The following is an 18,498-nucleotide window of genomic DNA, read 5'->3' as shown; positions in this document are numbered from 1 at the left end:
CTGAAGGCAGTTCACTGGTACCGGGCACGGCTCCGCGCTCACTTACCAAGGCAATTCGGTGCCGTCCCAGTTAAGGAAGCGGCCATTATCATCACTCCCCAAACCACTAAGGATGCGCAGCAGGTTGACCGCCGTGTCCTCCGGATCGTGCACCTCCAGCTGTCGCAGCGACTCCTGAAACGGCGCACTCAACGCGGTCCGGGTGGTGCCGGGATGCACCGCCACACAGGCCACGGAGCGATACTGGCGCTGGAGCTCGATGGCCAGATTGGCCACCAGCATGTTCAATGCCGCTTTCGACATCCGGTAGGCGTACCAGCCTCCCAGACGGTTGTCGCCAATCGATCCGACCTTGGCTGACAAGGCCATCACCCGCAGCAGCGGCACCCGACCCAACCAGGGTCGCAACGCCTGCATTACCAACGCCAGCCCCACCGCGTTGATCTGGAACGCTTTCACCAACGCCCCCGGGTCAACATCCTGCAACCTCTTCTCGGGGGCCAGGTCGTGATCGTGGAGCAGACCGGCGGCGTATATCACCGTGTCGATCCGGAGGGCCGGCGCCAGCACCCCTGCCAGTGCCTGCTGCACCTCGTCGGCGCTGGCAGCCAGTGGGTCCCAGGCCAGCGAGTGTACCCGGGCGTCGGACGAGCTGAGCGCCTGCCGCGACAGGGTGATCACCCGCTCAACCCCGGCATCCGCCAGCAACGCATTCAACAGCGCCCGGCCAATGCCGCCACCTGCGCCCACCAGCACAACGTTGTGGATCGAACGGTCGGTCATAGCGGAATCTCCTCTGCGGGCATCAATCGGGCCAAAGCCGGGCAGGGCCCGGGGTTACCAGAACGGTACGGCCGGCTGGTGAATTCCGACCACCACGTACCGGCCGGCGTGGCCGAAAATGACCGACAGCTGTCAGCTTCTGACCTTCTCCAGCCCCGGCCGATAGCAGAGAATGATTACGTTGATTAGTGTCTCTGAACTAGTCCGGCTCACCCCTCTGGGGTCGAGCAATACTGCTTTCGGCCACGCATTGCGTGGCCTTTTTCGTTTCCCGCCACACCGCTCCGGTGCTGCCCAGTACATCACTCAGCACACAGATCGTCAGCTTTTTTTACATCTCTGGAAATATTGCCCCGTCCGCCCCCGGCATTTGCCTCAAGGCCGTCAAATCAAACAGCTACAACGAACCGGCCATCGCCAGGTCCAGCGAACAGTCCGCCAGACGCAACGAAAAGTGCAAATAGCGCAACGTTATTAAAAAGAAACCTGACCTATTCTTCGATGTTAATGCGACCAGCTCCCAGGCCCATCCAGGTTCGTCAGCTTTCTTTACATGCAAAGCCACCAAGTCACCTGAAATCAACAATTTACATCGTTTAACATTTGTTTCACCCCGTATCTGCCTACCCCGTCACACACCTGCAAGGTGCGGTTATCAAGGCCCGAGCCGATGTCCGGATACTGCGAACCAGGCCAACCCAAAATTTCCTGACGAAGTTGGCACACCTTCTGCTTATGAGCCCGCCGTCATTCCACCCGGGATTGGCGCTTCTGGCCCCCAGAGCGCCGGGGCTGTCCCCGGGGCCGGGCAATCAGGAAGCAGTCGAGGACGACGGAGATAACGGCAGTATGAAAATCAGCATTCTTGGTCTGGGGTATGTGGGCGCAGTCTGTGCCGCGTGCCTGTCGAGTCGGGGTCACCACATCATTGGTGTGGATGTGTCCGAGGCAAAAATCGACATCATCAACCAGGGCCGTTCGCCCATTGTCGAGCCAGGTCTGGAAGAACTGATTCGCGAGGGCGTCCGCGACCACCTGATCAGCGCCACCACCGATGTCCAGCAGGCGGTGCTCGACAGTGACCTGTCGATGATCTGTGTCGGCACCCCCAGCAAGGCCAATGGCGACCTCGACCTGACCTACGTCCGCACCGTCTGCCAGCAGATCGGCCAGGCCCTGCGCTCGAAGGACAGCCGCCACACCGTGGTGGTGCGCAGCACCGTGTTGCCCGGCACCCTGCGCCAGGTGGTGATCCCGGAACTGGAACAAGCCTCCGGCAAGCGTGCCGGCAGCGACTTTGGCGTCGCCATGAACCCGGAGTTCCTGCGGGAATCCAGCGCCATCGCTGACTACGAGCAGCCGCCGATGACCGTGATCGGGGAACTGGACGAAGCCTCCGGCGAACCGCTGGTGCAGATCTACCAGGAACTGGACGCCCCGCTGATCCGCCGGCCCATCGAAATCGCCGAGATGATCAAGTACACCTGCAACGTCTGGCACGCCACCAAGGTGGCCTTCGCCAACGAGATTGGCAACATCTCCAAGGCCGTGGGCATCGACGGCCGCGATGTGATGGACGTGGTCTGCAAGGACACCGCCCTCAACATTTCACGCTATTACATGCGCCCGGGCTTCGCCTTCGGCGGTTCCTGCCTGCCCAAGGACGTTCGCGCCCTGACCTACCGCGCCCGGCAGCTCGACCTGTCCCAGCCGCTGCTGAACGCTCTGATGCCCAGTAATGCGCTGCAGGTGCAGTACGCCCTCGACCGCATCCTGGGCTACGGCAAGCGCCGGATCGCCCTGCTGGGCCTGAGCTTCAAGTCCGGCACCGACGATCTGCGTGAAAGCCCGCTGGTGGAGCTGGCGGAACGCCTGATCGGCAAGGGTTACGAACTGAAGATCTACGACGCCAATGTCCATTACGCCCGCATCCACGGCTCCAACCGGGACTACATCGAGTCCCGGATTCCCCATCTGTCGTCGCTGCTGGTGGACGACATGCAGGCGGTGATCGATCACGGCGAGATCATCGTGCTCGGCAACAGCGAGCCCGCGTTCCAGGCCCTGGTGGAACACCCACCGGAGGGCAAACGGGTCTTCGACCTCGTCGGCTTCATGCCGTCAGCCAGCTCCGACAGCCTCGAAGGCGTCTGCTGGTAAGTCACCCCGTGCCGAACCCGCCGACCGTCCCGGTCGGCACTCGCTGTTTGAGAAGGACCCGCAGACATGACCGCATCCCCTCCCGGCACCCAGCCGGCACCGGGCGCACGCCGCTTTATGGCGTGGATGCTGCTGTTCGGCGCCATCGCGCTGATGGCGGACTCGGTGGACGCCCGTTACCTGGACCCGGACCACAAGAAGTTCATCTTCCTGCTGGGCGTTATCGGTACCTGGCGCTACGGCAATGCCATCATGCATTACCTGCGGGGCATGTACTTCCTGTACTGGCGCTTCCCCCGAATGCGCCGGGCGGTGGAGCGGCTGGGAGACCGGGCGCTGCCCTCGGAGGTGTTCATGGTGGTCACCAGCTTTCGCATTCCCACCCACACCACCTTCAAGGTCTACCGCTCGGTGTTCCAGGAAGTGGAACGGCTGGAGCGGCCCGTTACGATCATTGCCTCCATCGTGGAGAAAGCCGACGAAGTCTTTATCAAGGACATCCTGCGCCAGACCTGCCGCCATCCTGATCGCATCAAGCTGCTGATCGTCCGCGCCCGCGGCACGGGCAAACGGGACGGTCTGGCCCACGCCTTCCGCGCGCTGTCACGGCAGATGCCGGCAGAGGACGCGGTTGTAGGGGTGGTGGACGGTGACACCCTGATGCTGCCGGGCTGCGTTGCCAACGCCATCAAATTCTTCAGCTACCTGCCCAATGTCGGCGGCCTCACCACCAATGAGTATTGCGAGGTGGAGGGCAGTGAGCTGATGCGCCAGTGGCACGCCCTGCGATTCGCCCAACGCCACGTCAACATGTGTTCCATGGCGTTGTCCCAGCGGGTTCTGACCATGACCGGGCGACTGTCGTTCTTCCGCGCCACGGTGCTCACCGATCCGGACTTCATCCGCGATGTCGAGGCGGACCACCTGGAGCACTGGCGCCTGGGCCGCTTCCAGTTCCTCACCGGTGATGACAAGTCCTCCTGGTTCAGCCTGATGCGGGCCGGCTGGGATACCTTTTATGTGCCCGACAGCCTGACCCTGACCGTGGAGCACCCGCCGGAGCCCCGTTTCCTGAAGGCCACCCGGCAACTGATGTACCGCTGGTACGGCAACTCCCTGCGCCAGAACTTCCGCACCACCCGCCTGCTGGGCCGGCGACAGCTGGGTCTGTTCACCATGTACGTGCTGTACGACCAGCGCGTGTCGATGTGGACCTGCCTGCTCGGTCTCACCGCCTCGCTGGTGGCGTCCTTGCTGTTCGGGGCCCAGTACCTGCTGCTCTACCTGCTGTGGATACTGATCTCCCGCACCATCGCCACGCTGCTGTACGGCCTGTCCGGACACGCCATCAACCCGTTGTACCCGCTGGTGCTCTACTACAACCAGATCGCCGGCTCGGCGATGAAGGTCTACTCCATGTTCCATATGGACCAGCAGAGCTGGACCCGGCAAAAAACCAAGCTGGCCGGCGGCGGCAACCTCGACGCCGCCCTCAACGCGCTGTCCTCGAAAGCCATGCTGGTTGCGTCAGTGGGCATCTTCGCGGGCGCCGTGGCCGGCCTCATTTACCTGTCACACAGCCCCTCGCTCTGAGGAATACGTCATGACTACCACCCAACAACCACACATCGTCCACGAAGCCATTGATGAGCGCCAGCACGTGCGTACCCGGGTACCGGCCAAGGCCCTGCTGATCGGCAATACCGACGTCATCGAATGCCAGATCCAGGACATCTCCCTCGGCGGACTGGGGCTGGTGTCGGAGCAGCCGCTGCACGAGGGCCAGCTGTTCAAGGCCCAGGTCACCCTCGATATCCACAACGCCAGCCTCAACCTTGAGGTCGACGTCAAAGTGGTCAAGCAACGGGGCGAGGTGACCGGCGTGGCGTTTATCGATCTGACGCCGGGCAAGCGCGACATTCTCCGCTACGTCATCTCCGCCTACCTCGCCGGTGACATCGTCGACGTCAACGGCGTACTCACGGTGATGCAGCGGGAAAACTACATCAAGCAGCGCAAGACCAAGGCCGATAACAGCCGCGACTGGGCCGGCCGCCTCAAGGCCGCACTGGGTACCCTGGTGTATCTGCTGGTCGGGCTGGGCATTCTCGGCGCCCTGGGCTACAAGCTCTACCTGTACCTGTTCCGGGTGGAGGCAGTGCAGGCCCATGTCGACACCAACGCCTACCACCTGAACATGCCGGACAACGGCTTTGCCCGCTTCCTGCTGCCTCCGGACCAGCTCAGCGTCAGCCCGGGCACGCCGGTTGCCGCGGTTTCCGGCCAGCTCGCCAGCCGTCAGGAGCTGCCGGAGCAACTGCCGGCCCTGGCCCGGCTGAGTGCCGAGGAACGCGCTCTGCTGCTGGGTGAACAGCCGCTGGAGACCGTGATCACCAGTCCCTGCGACTGCGACGTCTACTACCCCCAGGCTGCCACCGACCGCTATGCCTACCGTGGCGACAGCCTGGTGCACCTGCTGCCAAAGGATCAGCCGCTGACGGTCAGGGCCCAGATTCCCTACCGGGTGATCGACCAGATCAACACCATCGATCAGGTCTCGCTGCAGGTGTACGGCGTGGACGGGCCGCTGACCGGCGACATCGTTGGCACCCGGCTGCTGCCGCAACAGGGCACCATCGAGCTGACCATCCAGCCGGACACGCCGCTGCCGCGCAGCAGCTACCTCAGCCCGGTCACGGTGGATCTCTACCGCGGCCTGCCGTTTGGCCTGTGAGCAAGACCGCCGCCATGATCCGAGCCGTCTCCCTCCCATCCCTGGCAGTGGCGCTGTTGTTGCCGGCGCTATTGTTGCCGGCGCTGACCGGCGCCGCCGTGACCGGCCTGCCCCAGGTGCGCTACCAGCTGCATCAGGACCCGGACACCGAGGTGATCGAGCCGTTGCGACGGTTTGCCGAGCGCGGTGATCGGCCGTCCATGCGTCTGCTCGCCAGTCGGCTGGTGTCGCAGGAGCGGCTGGATACCACCCACGAGGCCATCGGCTGGTACTGGCGCGCCTTTGACCGTGGCTATGGCAAGCCCCTGGCACTGGCCGGGATGTCGGAGATTGCCGATCGCATGCCGCTGTTCCGCGAGCAGATCCGCGCGCTGCTGGAGCAGGGCCTGAACCAGCTTGACCCGCTGGCCAGCGACGAGACCCTCAACAGCGTGCTCGACCTGTTCCTGGTGTACCCCGAACTGCTGCCTTCTGATCAGGTAGAGCACCTGATCGGGCAATACCAACGTGCCTGCGTACTGGACTGCCGTGCCCTCACCTACCAAGCCCGATTACTGGAAGCCCGAGGCCAGTTGGAGCAGGCAGAACGGCGCTACCGGCAGGCTATGCTCTTGGACGCCCGGGCGGTTGGGCTGTACTCCCGCATGCTCGGCGACGACGCCTTCGATGGCCTGCTCTCGGTCGCCCAGGCCCACCAAAGCCGTTTGCCGGAGCTGCCCGCCGAGGTGGTGGAAATGCTCGCTGTGACCCTGACCCGAACACCCCGCCAGCACGACAACGCTATTCTGCTCTGGCTCGACCAGGCCATAGCCTGGGGCTCGTTTCAGGCACTGCTGGCCAAGGCCGGCTACCTGCTGGACCACCCCGATGTATTCGACCACCAGGCCGCCTTCCGGTTGATTGAACAGATTAGCCTCCGGGACCCGGACGAGGCCGGCTTTCTCCGGGCCCAGGCACTGCAGGTTTACGATTGGCCGAGCCTGGACCCGGAAGCTGCGCAGCGGCAGCTCCAGACCCTGGCACCGCGCCACCCTGACCGGGTACAACTCGCAATGGCACAGCTATACAGCAGCGGTGGCCTGGACGAACCCGATCACCGCGCCGCACTGGCGCTCTACCAACCCCTGTTAACCCGACCCAACGCCGCCGCCCATTACCGCGTCGCTACGCTGTATGCTGGCACCCGCGCCATGTGCCCGGACCCGGTCAAGGGCTATGGTTACGCCCGCATTGCGGAGCTGCTGGGCAGTGCACGCGCCCGGCTGTTACGGCAACAGCTGGAAACCCGTCTGAGCCCTGAGCAACACAGCCGCGGTCAGGCCCTGGTTCACGTTCTTCGACAACGCCTGGAGCAGTCGATATGAGCCGCCTTCACTTCCGATCTGTCTGGTTGTTCCTGCTGCTCCTGACACTGCCGGCGCTGGTCCGGGGCGCCGCCAACACTATCACCACCGAACAGCCCCGTTATCAGCTTCAGCACAAAGTTACCGCCCAGCTCGGCTATGGCCCCGGTGACGCCCCGCTGGGGAGTGACAACCGCGGATTCGACCAACTGCGCTACCAGCCGGCACTGACTGCTTACCTGCCCCAACGGGCCTGGCCCGACTGGCAGTTTCACACCCGACTGTGGCTGACCTACACCGATGACGACAGCAACAGCGCGCTGTTTGAAGGCACCAGCCCGGAGGGTGACAGCCTGGAACTGCGGGATGCCTACCTCCGCCGCGAGCGGCTGCTGGACGATCCCCGCCTGTCCCTGACCGTCGGGCGCCAGCCCTATCGGTCGCCGTTGGCGCTGTGGTGGGACACCAGCCTGACATCGGCGCGACTGCAGTGGCAGGACACCTTCGAGCGCGGCTTCGTCGCCCTCGGACAACGGCCACACAGTTTCAACAGCGTCGAGGGCCGGCTCGACCCGGAGGACAGGGACATCGGCTATCTGCTCTCGGAAGCTGCCTGGCGCTGGGCGCCACAGGGATGGACCGGGGTCCGGCTGATGGCAGAGCTCGATCACTCCGGCGCCGACTGGCGCAACGATCGGGAAGACATCCGTGCAGTCCGCACCGGGGTATTCATCGGTGAGCGCCAGCGTGAAGACCGGGCTCTGGTCACCGACTACCACCTTGAAGCGCTGTGGCTGCAGGGACAACGGCAAGACGCCAATGGTAAGGACAGTGTCCGCGGCTGGGTCCTAGCAGGCGAGGCCGGCAAACGCTTCCGCCAGCAGCCCTGGCAACCCAGGCTGGCGGTGCGGGCAGTGATAACCGACGACCGCGCTCAGGGCTTCTACCTCAACGGCCTGCAGAGCGACCGCCTTCAGTTTGAGCCAAGGGAGCGGGGGGCCATGGCGGGATCACTGGTTAACCTCAGCCTTCGCAACACGCTGTTCTACGGCCTTCGCCTGGAAGTCCACCCGGCAACTCGCCAACGGCTGGCCGTTATGCTCAGCAATCTGCACTGCCGCTCCGCCAGCGGCCCGCTGCCCCTGGAACGCATCAGTGACCGAAACGACCGCTGCCAGGGGCATGATCTGGGACAAACTTTGGACTTGGACTATCGCTGGCGGATGTTCCCACTCGCCTTCGCCGGAAGTCAGCTCAACTGGCAGGTAAGCGCCAGCCTGGGCCTGTTCCATGCAGGGTCGGCGCTGACCGAAGGTGGTGATGACCAGCAATGGCTGATCAATACCGAGATGAGCTGGTAGGGCACGCCGATGATCTTCGCTTCCAACGTCTTCCTATTCCTGTACCTGCCGCTGTTCCTGGCGGTGTACTACTTGGCACGGCCACAGTGGCGATCGCTGGTGATCCTCGCCGGCAGCTACCTGTTTTACGCCTGGTGGCGACCGGATTTCCTATTGCTGTTCGTCGCCGTCAGCTACTGGAACTATGCGTTTGGGCGCTGGCTGCACCAGTACCGCCAGTCCGCCCCAAGGCTGGCGTTTCGTCTGCTCACTGTTGCGGTCATCGGTAACCTGGCGGTGCTGGGATACTTCAAATACGCCAACTTCGGCGTCGAGGTGCTGAACGACCTGCTGCAGCCGCTGGGCATCGATACCTTTACTCTGGAACACATCATCCTGCCACTGGGGCTGTCGTTCTATATCTTCCAGGCCATCAGTTATGTGGTGGACGTGTACCGCGGGCACGCCCAGCCGGCCCGTCATTTTGTCGATTTTGCCGCCTATATCGCGCTGTTTCCCCAGCTGATTGCCGGCCCCATCCTGCACTACCGCACCATCGACCGGCAGCTGCGCCAGCGCGAACACAGCTGGGAGCTGTTCTCCCTGGGCGCCAGCCGGTTCATGCTGGGCTTTATCAAGAAAGTGCTGATTGCCGATTCCCTCGCGCCCCTGGCCAACCGCTTCCTAAGCAACCCCGACCCCGGCTTTGCCGATGCCTGGCTGGGCACCGCGGTGGCGTTCATCCAGCTCTACTTCGACTTCTCCGGCTACAGCGACATGGCCATTGGCCTGGGCATGATGATGGGCTTCCGCTTCGCCGAGAATTTCAACCAGCCCTTCCTGGCCATGAGTTTCACCGAATTCTGGCGGCGCTGGCACCTGACCCTCGCCGACTTCCTGCAGAACTATGTCTACCGTCCGCTGGTGAAGGCCTGTGGCGTCAACGCCGGCCGGGCGCTGTTCGTTACCATGCTGCTTTCCGGTATCTGGCACGGCGCCAGCTTTGCGTTCTTCTTCTTCGGGCTGGTGACCGCACTGATGATGCTGCTGGAGCGACGGTTCCGCTGGGTCACCACCCCACGCACGCCCTACAACGGCTGGCGTCACCTGCTGAACCTGCTGTTGATGATCATGATGATGGGGTTCTTCACCACCGGCGACCTGGCCCACTCGCTGCAGATTCACCAGGGCATGCTGGGCCTATCCGGCCCCGGCTATCTGGAACCCTACCTGCTGGCCAGTTCCCGCCTGACGCTCGCGTTCGTACTGGTGGCGGTGGTTTGGCTGGTGATCGCCGGGCGCACCAACCTGCGGTTCTACGCCCGTGAAGGTGCGCCCTACCTGATGCAGGAGGTGCGCGGCTGGCAGGCCGGGCTGCTGTGGTTGGGTTTTGCCCTGGCAGTCAGCCGGCTGGCGGCCAACTCCTTCTCACCCTTCCTGTACTTCCAGTTCTAGGAGCCGCCGATGTTTCCCGTGATGACTCGCGCCAGCCGCTGGAACGGCTACCTGTTCTGCCTGCTGCTGGTCGCCATGATGATCTACGGCGTGCCGCAACTGCTGCGCTACGCCGTCAGCCAGGACCAGGCCCTGACCCTGTACCTGGATGGCGAACTGGCACGGGATTTTGAAGGCGAGTTCGACCAGCAATTGCCGCTGCGGGATCTAGCGATCCGATTCTGGGGCAACCTGCGCTACCTGGTGTTCCGGGAAGGCGAAAACGGCGTTGTCCTGGGCCAGCAGCACTGGCTCTACACCACCGAGGAGCTGGTGTACCCCAGTCGCCTGGACACGGTGCTCACCGGCCACCTGAGTCGCATCGGGGAGTTCCGCGAGGCCCTCGCCCGGCGTCAGCAACAACTGATTCTGGTGCCGGTGCCCATGAAGGTGGCCACCTACCCGCAATACCTCGGCCGCACCCTGCCGGCGCCGGTCGCCCGTCTCTACCCCCGCCTGATTGAAACGCTGAACCAGCGCCAGTGGCCCCATGTCGACCTGGCCACGGCATTTCACCAGCCAGTCGGCGATGACGAGCGCCTGTTTCTGGCCCGAGACACCCACTGGAGCCCCCGCGGGGCCCGACTCGCCGCCGACACCATTGCCCGGACCTGGCCCGAACTGCAGGGCGACCGGTCATTCCGTACCGAACGTCTGGACGAAAGCCGCTATCAGGGCGACCTGACCGGCTTCATCCTCACCAGCGATGGCCTTGCCGAGGGCTACAAGGCCAGTGAGGTGGTGCCCCGCTTTGAGACCCACGGCGACCTGACCACCGTCACCTCGGCTGCGCTGTTTGGCGACCAGGGTGATCGCGGCATCGACCTGGTCGGCACCTCCTACAGCAAGATCGAGCGCTGGCACTTTGCCGGTTTTCTGCAACAGGCGCTGGCGCGGGAGGTGAGCACCTTTGCGGTGGAGGCCCGTGGACCTTACGCCGCCATGGAACGCTACCTGGCCGACACCCACCGGGATGCCCAGCCGGACACCGTGATCTGGGAATTCCCGGTGCGGGCCCTGTTGCAGCCGCTGGACCAGCGCAAGAGCTGGCAGCAATCCCTGGATGAACAGTTCTGATGAGGAGAACCCTGATGCTGTACCGGTTACCCCAACTGGCGGCCCTGCTGCTGATGACCCTGGCCTCGCTGGCCTGGGCCGACGACAACGCGGCACTCTATGACGATGCCCTGCCGGCGGACGCCGGCTTCGTCCGCCTGCTCAACCTGGCCTCGGCGCCGGCGGAGCTGAGGGTACCGGCTCACGCCCTGAGCCAGGCGGTGGGCGGCACCCAGCTGGGGGACTTTCTGGTGCTGCGCGAGGGAGAGTACGAGGTGACCGTCAACGGCGACGCGCTGACCGTTGCAATCAGCGCTGGCCAGGCCACCACCCTGATCAGTGATGGCCAGCAGCTGCGGCAACAACAGGCACCGCTGCCGCAGAATCCCCGCAAGGCCCAGATCTGGTTCTACAACTTCAGCACCCAGCCACTGGCACTGAAAACTGCCGATGGCCAGATTGCAGTGGTGGATACTCTAGCGCCCGGAGAACAGGGAGAACGGCTGATCAACGAGGTCAAACTGGGCTTTGCCGCCTACCAGGGCCAGCAGGCCGTCGCCGAGTTTGCCCCCTTGCTGCTGCGCAAGGGACGCAGCTACAGCTACCTGGTGATGGCCACCGACCAGGGGCCGGTGGCCCAGGCCAAACTCAACACCGTGGCGCGGAGGGACCCATGATCGCCGCCAGAACAATGGCGCCCTGGCTGGCGGCACTGGCACTCGCCACGACGCCCACGGGTGCCAACACCAGCACCAGCAACAACAACGGCCTCGCCACACCGGCCGGCGCTCCCAATGCACTGCTGATGTCACCCGCCGACGCCTGCGACCAGGGCTGCCTCGCCTGCCCCGGTCTGGCGGACCCGGAACACTACGCCGAAGGCTCCATGAAAGCGCTGCGGATGATCACACCAGGGCAGGAGCGCTGGCTGTTTCGCAGCGAAACCGATCTCGCCACCGACTTCGGTTTTCCGGATGCCCGGGCCGAAGCCTGGTTCCGGCAGTTGGTGTCGACCCTCGCCCGGCAGGGCACCGCCCTGGTAATGATTCTCCAGCCCACTCGCGGCCTGATGCATCAGGACCGCCTGCTGGCCGACGACCGCGCCGGCTTCGATGCCGAGCGGGCGCGTCAGGGCATGGCACGGTTCCAGACCCAATTGCGGCAGGCCGGCGCCATTGTGCCCAATATGCTGCCACTGGTGGACCAGCCGCCGGAGGCCGACTACTTCTTCCGCCGCGATCATCACTGGACCCCCGCCGGCGCCCGCGCCACCGCCGAGCGTGTGGGCAAGGCCCTGGCCGATCATCCGTTGCGCCAGCGACTGCCACCACAGACCTTCGTCACCGAGCCTGGGGCGGTGATCCGCAAGCGCGGCTCCCTCAACAGTGGCCTGGGCCAGATCTGTGGCAATCACTATGGCCACCAGTACCTGCGCACCTACCAGACCCGGCCGGCGCAGCAGCAGAACCAGGCGGCACTGTTTGGTGACCCGCCAAGGCCCGAGGCCGTACTGGTCGGCACCAGCAACTCCGCCGCACGGGACGACGACCAGAAGAACTACAACTTCGACGGTTTCCTCAAACAGGCCCTGGCCACCGACGTGCTCAACCATGCCCTGCCGGGGGCTGGAGCCGCCGGCGCGCTGCAGCAGTTTCTCCACTCCGCCGACTACGACCCGACACAGCCACCGGCGGCAATTCTGTGGGAGCTGCCGCTGAACTACCGGCTAGATGACCCGCTGATGTATCGCCAACTGCTGCCCGCCGTCAGCGGCCGCTGCCGCGGCGACCGCCAGATTCGTCGCCAGACCCTGCCATTACCGGCGCTCCAGGTGCATCAGCGATACGAGGTGCTCAGCAACACCGGTGACCAGTACCGCGACCTGCGTGGTCTCGACGGTTACCTGGATCTGCGTTTCAGCGACCCGGACCTCAAAGCGTTCTACATTATTACCTACTACGACAACGGCGAGCGGGATAAGGTCTGGATACGCCGCCCGGCAGCAGTGGCCGGCGGCCAGTACTATCTGGCGCTGTCCCGCTCACCCCGCCTGGCCGAAGCCAACCTGCTGTCGGTGTTCATCGAACCGACCCAGACCACGGCCGCAGCCTCGGAGATGGAGATTCGACTATGTCGCTGAACCGCACCCTGAATGCCCTGCTACTGACCAGCTTGTGGGTACTGCCCCAGGCGCCGGCACAGGCGGTGCCGGCGGGCGTGCCCACCCAGCCGGTCAGCGCCGACTGCCCGCGGGAGGTGGTGGTGCCCTACACCGGCCACCTGCAACTGCCCAGCAAGTACGACCAGAGCGATGCCAGCAAATCCACCCTGAGAACCGAGCTGGCGGCAGAACCGGAAGCCATCAAGGCGCAGATCCAGGCCTACAGCAAGCAGGTGGTGGGCTTTGCCGACTATTACCTCAGCCATACCGGCGACCGCCACCGGCGCGGCGCCCTTGCCTGTCTCCATGGCGCTCTGGGTAGCTGGGCCGACGCCGGCGCGCTGCTGAGCACCGACGCCAGCAAGACCGGGGTGGCGGTGCGCAAGTGGAGCCTGGCGGCCATCGCCACCGCCGCCTGGAAGCTGCAGCGCCTGAGCACCGACGCCCAGCCATTCCGCCTCACCGGCCCGGAACGGGCGTGGCTCGCCGCCCTGGCCACCCAGGTGGAACGGGAGTATGCGCCCCGGCTTGATCCTGACTTCCGTTATTTCAACAACCACGACTATTGGGCCGGCTGGGCGCTGGTGGTGACCGCCATGGCCCTGGAGCAACCGGCCTTCGGTGAACTGGGCTACCGGATCTTTGACCGGGCGCTGAGCCAGATTGAGCAGGACGACAGTGGCCAGCTGGGCTGGCTGCCCAACGAGGTGGCCCGCGCCCACCTCGCCACCAACTACCTCAACTACGCCCTCAACCCCCTGGCGCTGCTGGCCCGGCACGCTGCCGCCAACGGCCATGCGATGTCCGCCGATCAACGCCAGCGCCTGCGCTCACTGGTGCGGTTTGTGGTGGCCGCCGAACTGTCCCCCACCCGCCTGCCGCCGGTGCTGGCGCAGGAACAGGAGCCGGTGCCCGACTACAAGTTTGCCTGGCTGCTGCCGCTGCTGGATCTCGACCCCCGCCCCTCGGTGGCGTGGACCCTGTACCAGCGCAAGGCCGGCAACGTCGACGGCTACAGCCAGGCCGGTGGCCGGCTGGCCCCGCTGTATCCCGCCGCCAGCCTGGGGCCTCAGCCATGAGGTGGTGGAAAGCCATTGGCCGGCGGACCGGCATGCGCCAAAACAGGATCACAGGCCGGCAGGCCAGCCAGGGCCTTCGCGCGACCCTGGCCAGCGCGCTGCTGGCGCTGCTACTCGCCCCCGGCAGCGGCCACGCCGACCTGATGGCGGATATCGCCGCCCTCAGCACCAATACCGACAGCCCGGTCAACTGGCCCGAACCACCCCAGCCCCGAAGCCGGTCATCCCGCGGCCAGGCCACCATCGCACCGCTGTTTTCTTCCGAACAGGGCAGCTGGCCGTTCGAGCCGTTTACCCACAATGGCCTGTTCGCGGTCATCGCCAACTACCAGCAGCAGCATCCACGGGGGGTTCACCTGCGTGGTGGCGACGTCGACCTGGCCACCCTGCAGCGGCAGCTGGGTGATTCGCGAGTACTGCGCCCCCACAAGGATGGCTACCTGCTCAGCTACCCGGTGGTGATCGGCGTCGATGCCGGCCTGATCGTCCAGGACACCACCCTTTATCTCGACATCTACGCCGGGGCCGCCATCATCAACCGCGGCGACCTCACCGTTCAGGACGCCACCGTCACGGTCTGGCAGGGCCAGCGTCCCCGCGCCCGCATCGCCCAGTACCGGCCGTTCATCACCGGCTGGGCCGGCAGCCGCACCTGGCTCGACGGCGCCGTGCTCGACCGGCTGGGCTATGACGCCCATCTCAGCCGGGGCCTGACCCTCGCCCGCAGCCAGGCCCAGTCGGCCAATCTGCCACCGGCACGGCTGGTGGCTCGTCACAGCCGCTTTGACAACCTCAGCAGCGGGCTAGAGCTACGCCAGGGCGAAGCCTGGATCAGCGACAGCGAATTCCACCGCAACCGTCACTACGGCATTGATGCCATCGACAGCCGTCTGCGGGTGCGCACCAGCGAGTTTCGCGACACCCGGCTCAACAGCAGCCTGCGTGTCCAGGGCGACAGCCGGCTCCGGGTTACCGACACCCTGTTTGCCGGCGCCCACAAGTCGGCCCTGGAATCCCCCGGCTTCAGCGGCGAGCTGACCCTGCTGCGATCGGTCATCGGCCACAGCGGCAGCCACGGCCTGGCACTCTCCGCCAACGGCCCTGCCCGCCTGCGACTGGCAGATTCGGTGGTCGCGGGCAATCAGCTCAGCGGCGTGCAACTACAGGGGCCAATCCAGGCCACGCTGACCGGCAACCGTTTTCGCCACAACCGGCGGCCGGCCCTGCGGGTAGACGCCCGCCAGCCGGCGGGCGAGGTGGAGCTGCTGCTCTGGCGTAACCACATCGGCCGCAGCGACCAGGCCATGCTGACCGGCGCCGCGCTGGCCCGGCTGGCGATGGCGGACAACCAACTTGAACTGGCGACCATTGAGTACGACTGGCTGCAGGGCTATCTGGCACCGCTGCAGAGCGAACTGGCCCAGCAACTGTTCCGTCACGGCTGTCCGGTGGATATCCGCGCGGACGAACACAACCGGCCCCGATTCCAGGCCACCGGGCGTAGGGGTTGTCCGTAGACGACGTCGGCCCCATGGAGCCGGCCGCCGCCATCAGGTACACTCTGCGCTCCATTGCGGCCACCGATTCACAACACATGGCTGAGAACACGCTTTCCACCGCAGACGCCGATTTCCAGCACCGCTTCGGCGGTATTGAACGGCTCTATGGCCGCCGGGCACTGGCGGCCTTTCGCCAGGCGCACCTGGTCATCGTCGGACTCGGCGGGGTTGGGTCCTGGGCAGCGGAGGCCATTGCCCGCAGCGGCGTTGGCACCATCACCCTGATCGACATGGACGACATCTGTGTCTCCAACACCAACCGCCAGTCCCACGCCCTCACCGGCCAGTACGGTCGAACCAAGACCGACGCCCTGGCGGAACGGCTGCGGGCGATCAATCCCCACGCCCGCATTGAGCCCCATTTCGGTTTCCTGACGCCGAAGAATGTAGCGGACCTGCTGGGGGACGACCTCACCGGTGTGATCGACGCCATCGACAGCGTCAAGGCCAAGGCCGCGCTGATCGCCCACTGCAAACGTCGCAAGATCCCGCTGGTGTGCGCCGGCGGCGCGGGCGGCCAGATGGACCCGACCCAGATCCAGGTGGCCGACCTCAGCCGCACCACCCAGGACCCGCTGCTGGCCAAGGTGCGCAACATGCTGCGACGGGAGTATGGGTTTTCCCGCAATCCCAAGCGTCGCTTCGGCATTGAGGCGGTGTATTCGCTGGAACAGCTCACCTACCCGGCGGCCGATGGCGAGGTCTGCCTGCAGAAGCCCGATACCGACGGCCCGGTGCGCCTCGACTGCGCCACCGGCTTTGGCGCCGCCAGCCCGGTGACCGCCACCTTCGGCTTTGTGGCCGCCTCCCGCCTGCTCAATCGCATTGCAAGGCGGGCCCAGCTTGACGATAGTACAAAGAGCCTCTGATTCGCCCCGAATCACCCCATCCAACGGACACGGACTGATCTCTCTATGCCGAGCATTGTGATGCTTCTTGCCAGCATTGGCGTTCTCTCACTGTTTTGCCAGTGGCTGGCCTGGCGGGTACGGATGCCCGCCATTCTGTTCCTGCTGGCCGGTGGCCTGGCCGCCGGGCCGGTGCTGGGCTGGCTGGACCCGCAACCGCTGTTTGGTGACCTGCTGTTTCCGGTGATCTCGCTGGCGGTGGCGGTGATCCTGTTCGAGGGCAGCCTGACGCTGCGTTACCAGGAGATCCGCGACCACGGCAAGATGGTCCGCAACCTGATCCCGGTGGGCTCGGCGGTCACCTGCCTGATCGGCACCCTCGCCGCCCGCTGGGCGCTGGAGGTGTCCTGGGAGGTTGCACTGCTGTTTGGCGCCATTTCCATTGTCACCGGCCCGACGGTGATCGTGCCGCTGCTGAGGTCCGTGCGACCGACCGCCAAGCTGGCCAACATCCTGCGCTGGGAAGGCATCATCATTGATCCGGTGGGGGCACTGCTGGCGGTACTGGTGTTCGAGGGCATCGTGTCCTGGGGCCAGGGCAACGTCTTTGGCCACTCCCTGTTCATTTTTGCCAAGACCCTGGCGGTGGGCTTCCTGATCGGTGCGGTGGCCGGTTACCTCAACGGCATCGCCCTGCGCCGCCACCTACTGCCACAGTACCTTCACAACGCCGGCACCCTGACCTTCATGCTGGGGGTCTATGCCCTGTCCAACGAGCTGGCTCATGAGTCCGGTCTGCTGACGGTCACCGTGATGGGTATCTGGATGGCCAACATGAAGCAGGTGCCCATCGACAGCATCCTGGAATTCAAGGAATCCCTCAGCGTGTTGCTGATTTCCGGGCTGTTCATCATTCTGGCGGCGCGGGTGGAGTTCGACGCCATGGCGGCCCTGGGCTGGGATATGGTGATTGTGCTGGCGGCGCTGATCCTGCTGGCGCGGCCGGCCAGCGTGTTCCTGGCGGCCATTGGCACCACCCTGAACTGGCGGGAAAAACTGTTCCTGAGCTGGGTGGCGCCCCGTGGCATCGTGGCCGCCGCGGTGTCGGCGCTGTTCGCCTACCAGCTGCAGAAGCTCGGCTACGAGAGCGCCGGCGCCCTGGTGCCACTGGTGTTCATGCTGATCATCACCACCGTCACCCTGCAAAGCCTCACCGCCCGCCCCATCGCGCGATTGCTGAAGGTGGCGGAGCCGGCGGATTACGGTTACCTGATCATCGGCGCCAACCAGATGGCCCGCAAGATCGCCGCCGCCCTGCAGAAACACGAGGTGCCGGTCACCCTCACCGACACCAACTGGGAGAACGTCCGCCAGGCCCGTATGGACAACCTACAGGTCTACTTCGGCAACCCGGTGTCGGAACACGCCACCACCCACCTGGACTTCACCGGTCTGGGCAACCTGCTGGTGATCTCGCCCTACAAGCAGCTGAACACCCAGGCGACCTACCACTTCCTCGACTGGTTCGGCAAGAACAGCGTGTTCAGCCTGTCGGAAGGCGACCAGGACCAGCAGGCCGCCCGGCACCAGACCGCCGAGAAAGTGCAGCGGACCCGGGGACTGTTTGGCGGGGTGAGCTACGCCAAGCTGGCCAGTCTGGCCAGCCAGGGCTATGTGGTGAAAACCACCCAGCTGAGCGAGGCATTCAGTTACGACGACTTCGAGGCCCAGTACGAACGTCAGGCCCTGCTGCTGTTCGTGATCGACAACCGCGGCCGTATCCAGCCGGTCACCGGCGCGCTGGAGAAGAAGCCCGGCAAGGACTGGACCCTGATCAGCCTGATCCCGCCGCAACCGCCCAAGGAGCGCAAGGAGAAAGACGTCGACAGCGAGTCCACCGTCTAACCTCCGGCTCGATTGATCCGCTGACTGTCTGCGCCG

Annotated in this window: 14 protein-coding genes; 13 read left to right on the top strand and 1 reads right to left on the bottom strand. The window is 65.0% G+C overall.

The window, feature by feature from the left end:
• Positions 1-42: 42 nt before the first annotated feature.
• Complete coding sequence (locus MLD24_RS17770) at positions 43-783, bottom strand: SDR family NAD(P)-dependent oxidoreductase (protein WP_248168405.1); 741 nt, start codon at positions 781-783, stop codon at positions 43-45.
• 849 nt (positions 784-1,632) lie between these two features.
• On the opposite strand from MLD24_RS17770, the gene MLD24_RS17765 reads away from it, so the two are divergent.
• The 13 genes from MLD24_RS17765 to MLD24_RS17705 all read left to right on the top strand — a co-directional run bounded on the left by MLD24_RS17765 (position 1,633) and on the right by MLD24_RS17705 (position 18,462).
• Complete coding sequence (locus MLD24_RS17765; RefSeq protein ID WP_248168404.1) at positions 1,633-2,943, top strand: nucleotide sugar dehydrogenase; 1,311 nt, start codon at positions 1,633-1,635, stop codon at positions 2,941-2,943.
• 66 nt (positions 2,944-3,009) lie between these two features.
• The gene (locus MLD24_RS17760) at positions 3,010-4,536 is read left to right on the top strand and encodes a glycosyltransferase (RefSeq protein ID WP_248168402.1); all 1,527 of its coding nucleotides are present in this window, start codon (positions 3,010-3,012) and stop codon (positions 4,534-4,536) included.
• 10 nt (positions 4,537-4,546) lie between these two features.
• Positions 4,547-5,677 (top strand): PilZ domain-containing protein, encoded by a 1,131-nt coding sequence (locus MLD24_RS17755; protein WP_248168400.1) that lies wholly within the window; start codon positions 4,547-4,549, stop codon positions 5,675-5,677.
• Between the two features lie 14 nt (positions 5,678-5,691).
• Complete coding sequence (locus MLD24_RS17750) at positions 5,692-7,041, top strand: SEL1-like repeat protein (RefSeq protein WP_248168398.1); 1,350 nt, start codon at positions 5,692-5,694, stop codon at positions 7,039-7,041.
• Complete coding sequence (locus MLD24_RS17745; RefSeq protein WP_248168397.1) at positions 7,038-8,381, top strand: alginate export family protein; 1,344 nt, start codon at positions 7,038-7,040, stop codon at positions 8,379-8,381. Before MLD24_RS17750 ends, MLD24_RS17745 begins: the two co-directional genes overlap by 4 nt.
• A gap of 9 nt (positions 8,382-8,390) precedes the next feature.
• Complete coding sequence (locus tag MLD24_RS17740) at positions 8,391-9,815, top strand: MBOAT family O-acyltransferase (protein ID WP_248168395.1); 1,425 nt, start codon at positions 8,391-8,393, stop codon at positions 9,813-9,815.
• A 9-nt stretch (positions 9,816-9,824) separates the two neighbouring features.
• Positions 9,825-10,931: an alginate O-acetyltransferase AlgX-related protein gene (locus MLD24_RS17735; RefSeq protein ID WP_248168393.1), complete on the top strand. Its 1,107-nt coding sequence runs from the start codon at positions 9,825-9,827 to the stop codon at positions 10,929-10,931.
• A gap of 14 nt (positions 10,932-10,945) precedes the next feature.
• Entirely contained in the window at positions 10,946-11,587 is a 642-nt protein-coding gene (locus MLD24_RS17730; protein ID WP_248168392.1) for an alginate O-acetyltransferase AlgF, read from the top strand.
• Complete coding sequence (locus MLD24_RS17725; RefSeq protein WP_248168391.1) at positions 11,584-13,050, top strand: alginate O-acetyltransferase AlgX-related protein; 1,467 nt, start codon at positions 11,584-11,586, stop codon at positions 13,048-13,050. Before MLD24_RS17730 ends, MLD24_RS17725 begins: the two co-directional genes overlap by 4 nt.
• Positions 13,041-14,150 (top strand): alginate lyase family protein, encoded by a 1,110-nt coding sequence (locus MLD24_RS17720; RefSeq protein WP_248168390.1) that lies wholly within the window; start codon positions 13,041-13,043, stop codon positions 14,148-14,150. Before MLD24_RS17725 ends, MLD24_RS17720 begins: the two co-directional genes overlap by 10 nt.
• Positions 14,151-14,182: 32 nt before the next feature.
• On the top strand, positions 14,183-15,667 hold the full coding sequence (locus MLD24_RS17715) for a right-handed parallel beta-helix repeat-containing protein (protein WP_248168389.1): 1,485 nt from the start codon (positions 14,183-14,185) through the stop codon (positions 15,665-15,667).
• A 77-nt stretch (positions 15,668-15,744) separates the two neighbouring features.
• Positions 15,745-16,578, top strand: a complete 834-nt coding sequence (tcdA, locus tag MLD24_RS17710; RefSeq protein WP_227172641.1) for a tRNA cyclic N6-threonylcarbamoyladenosine(37) synthase TcdA — start codon at positions 15,745-15,747, stop codon at positions 16,576-16,578.
• Between the two features lie 45 nt (positions 16,579-16,623).
• Entirely contained in the window at positions 16,624-18,462 is a 1,839-nt protein-coding gene (locus MLD24_RS17705; RefSeq protein ID WP_227172642.1) for a cation:proton antiporter, read from the top strand.
• The last annotated feature ends 36 nt before the right edge of the window (positions 18,463-18,498 follow it).

Origin of the sequence: Marinobacter xestospongiae (assembly GCF_023156385.1) — a bacterium.
Lineage (GTDB): Bacteria > Pseudomonadota > Gammaproteobacteria > Pseudomonadales > Oleiphilaceae > Marinobacter > Marinobacter xestospongiae.
The sequence above is the reverse complement of the archived record's forward strand: the minus strand, read 5'-3'. Positions and strand labels throughout refer to the sequence as shown.

Bases quoted from the DNA above. Each gene is read 5' to 3' on its own strand.
- MLD24_RS17740 (WP_248168395.1), top strand. From the start codon at position 8,391: ATGATCTTCGCTTCCAACGTCTTCCTATTCCTGTACCTGCCGCTGTTC.
- MLD24_RS17705 (WP_227172642.1), top strand. From the start codon at position 16,624: ATGCCGAGCATTGTGATGCTTCTTGCCAGCATTGGCGTTCTCTCACTG.
- MLD24_RS17720 (WP_248168390.1), top strand. From the start codon at position 13,041: ATGTCGCTGAACCGCACCCTGAATGCCCTGCTACTGACCAGCTTGTGG.
- MLD24_RS17725 (WP_248168391.1), top strand. From the start codon at position 11,584: ATGATCGCCGCCAGAACAATGGCGCCCTGGCTGGCGGCACTGGCACTC.
- MLD24_RS17770 (WP_248168405.1), bottom strand. From the start codon at position 783: ATGACCGACCGTTCGATCCACAACGTTGTGCTGGTGGGCGCAGGTGGC.
- MLD24_RS17730 (WP_248168392.1), top strand. From the start codon at position 10,946: ATGCTGTACCGGTTACCCCAACTGGCGGCCCTGCTGCTGATGACCCTG.
- MLD24_RS17765 (WP_248168404.1), top strand. From the start codon at position 1,633: ATGAAAATCAGCATTCTTGGTCTGGGGTATGTGGGCGCAGTCTGTGCC.
- MLD24_RS17750 (WP_248168398.1), top strand. From the start codon at position 5,692: ATGATCCGAGCCGTCTCCCTCCCATCCCTGGCAGTGGCGCTGTTGTTG.
- MLD24_RS17745 (WP_248168397.1), top strand. From the start codon at position 7,038: ATGAGCCGCCTTCACTTCCGATCTGTCTGGTTGTTCCTGCTGCTCCTG.
- MLD24_RS17755 (WP_248168400.1), top strand. From the start codon at position 4,547: ATGACTACCACCCAACAACCACACATCGTCCACGAAGCCATTGATGAG.
- MLD24_RS17760 (WP_248168402.1), top strand. From the start codon at position 3,010: ATGACCGCATCCCCTCCCGGCACCCAGCCGGCACCGGGCGCACGCCGC.
- tcdA (WP_227172641.1), top strand. From the start codon at position 15,745: ATGGCTGAGAACACGCTTTCCACCGCAGACGCCGATTTCCAGCACCGC.
- MLD24_RS17715 (WP_248168389.1), top strand. From the start codon at position 14,183: ATGCGCCAAAACAGGATCACAGGCCGGCAGGCCAGCCAGGGCCTTCGC.
- MLD24_RS17735 (WP_248168393.1), top strand. From the start codon at position 9,825: ATGTTTCCCGTGATGACTCGCGCCAGCCGCTGGAACGGCTACCTGTTC.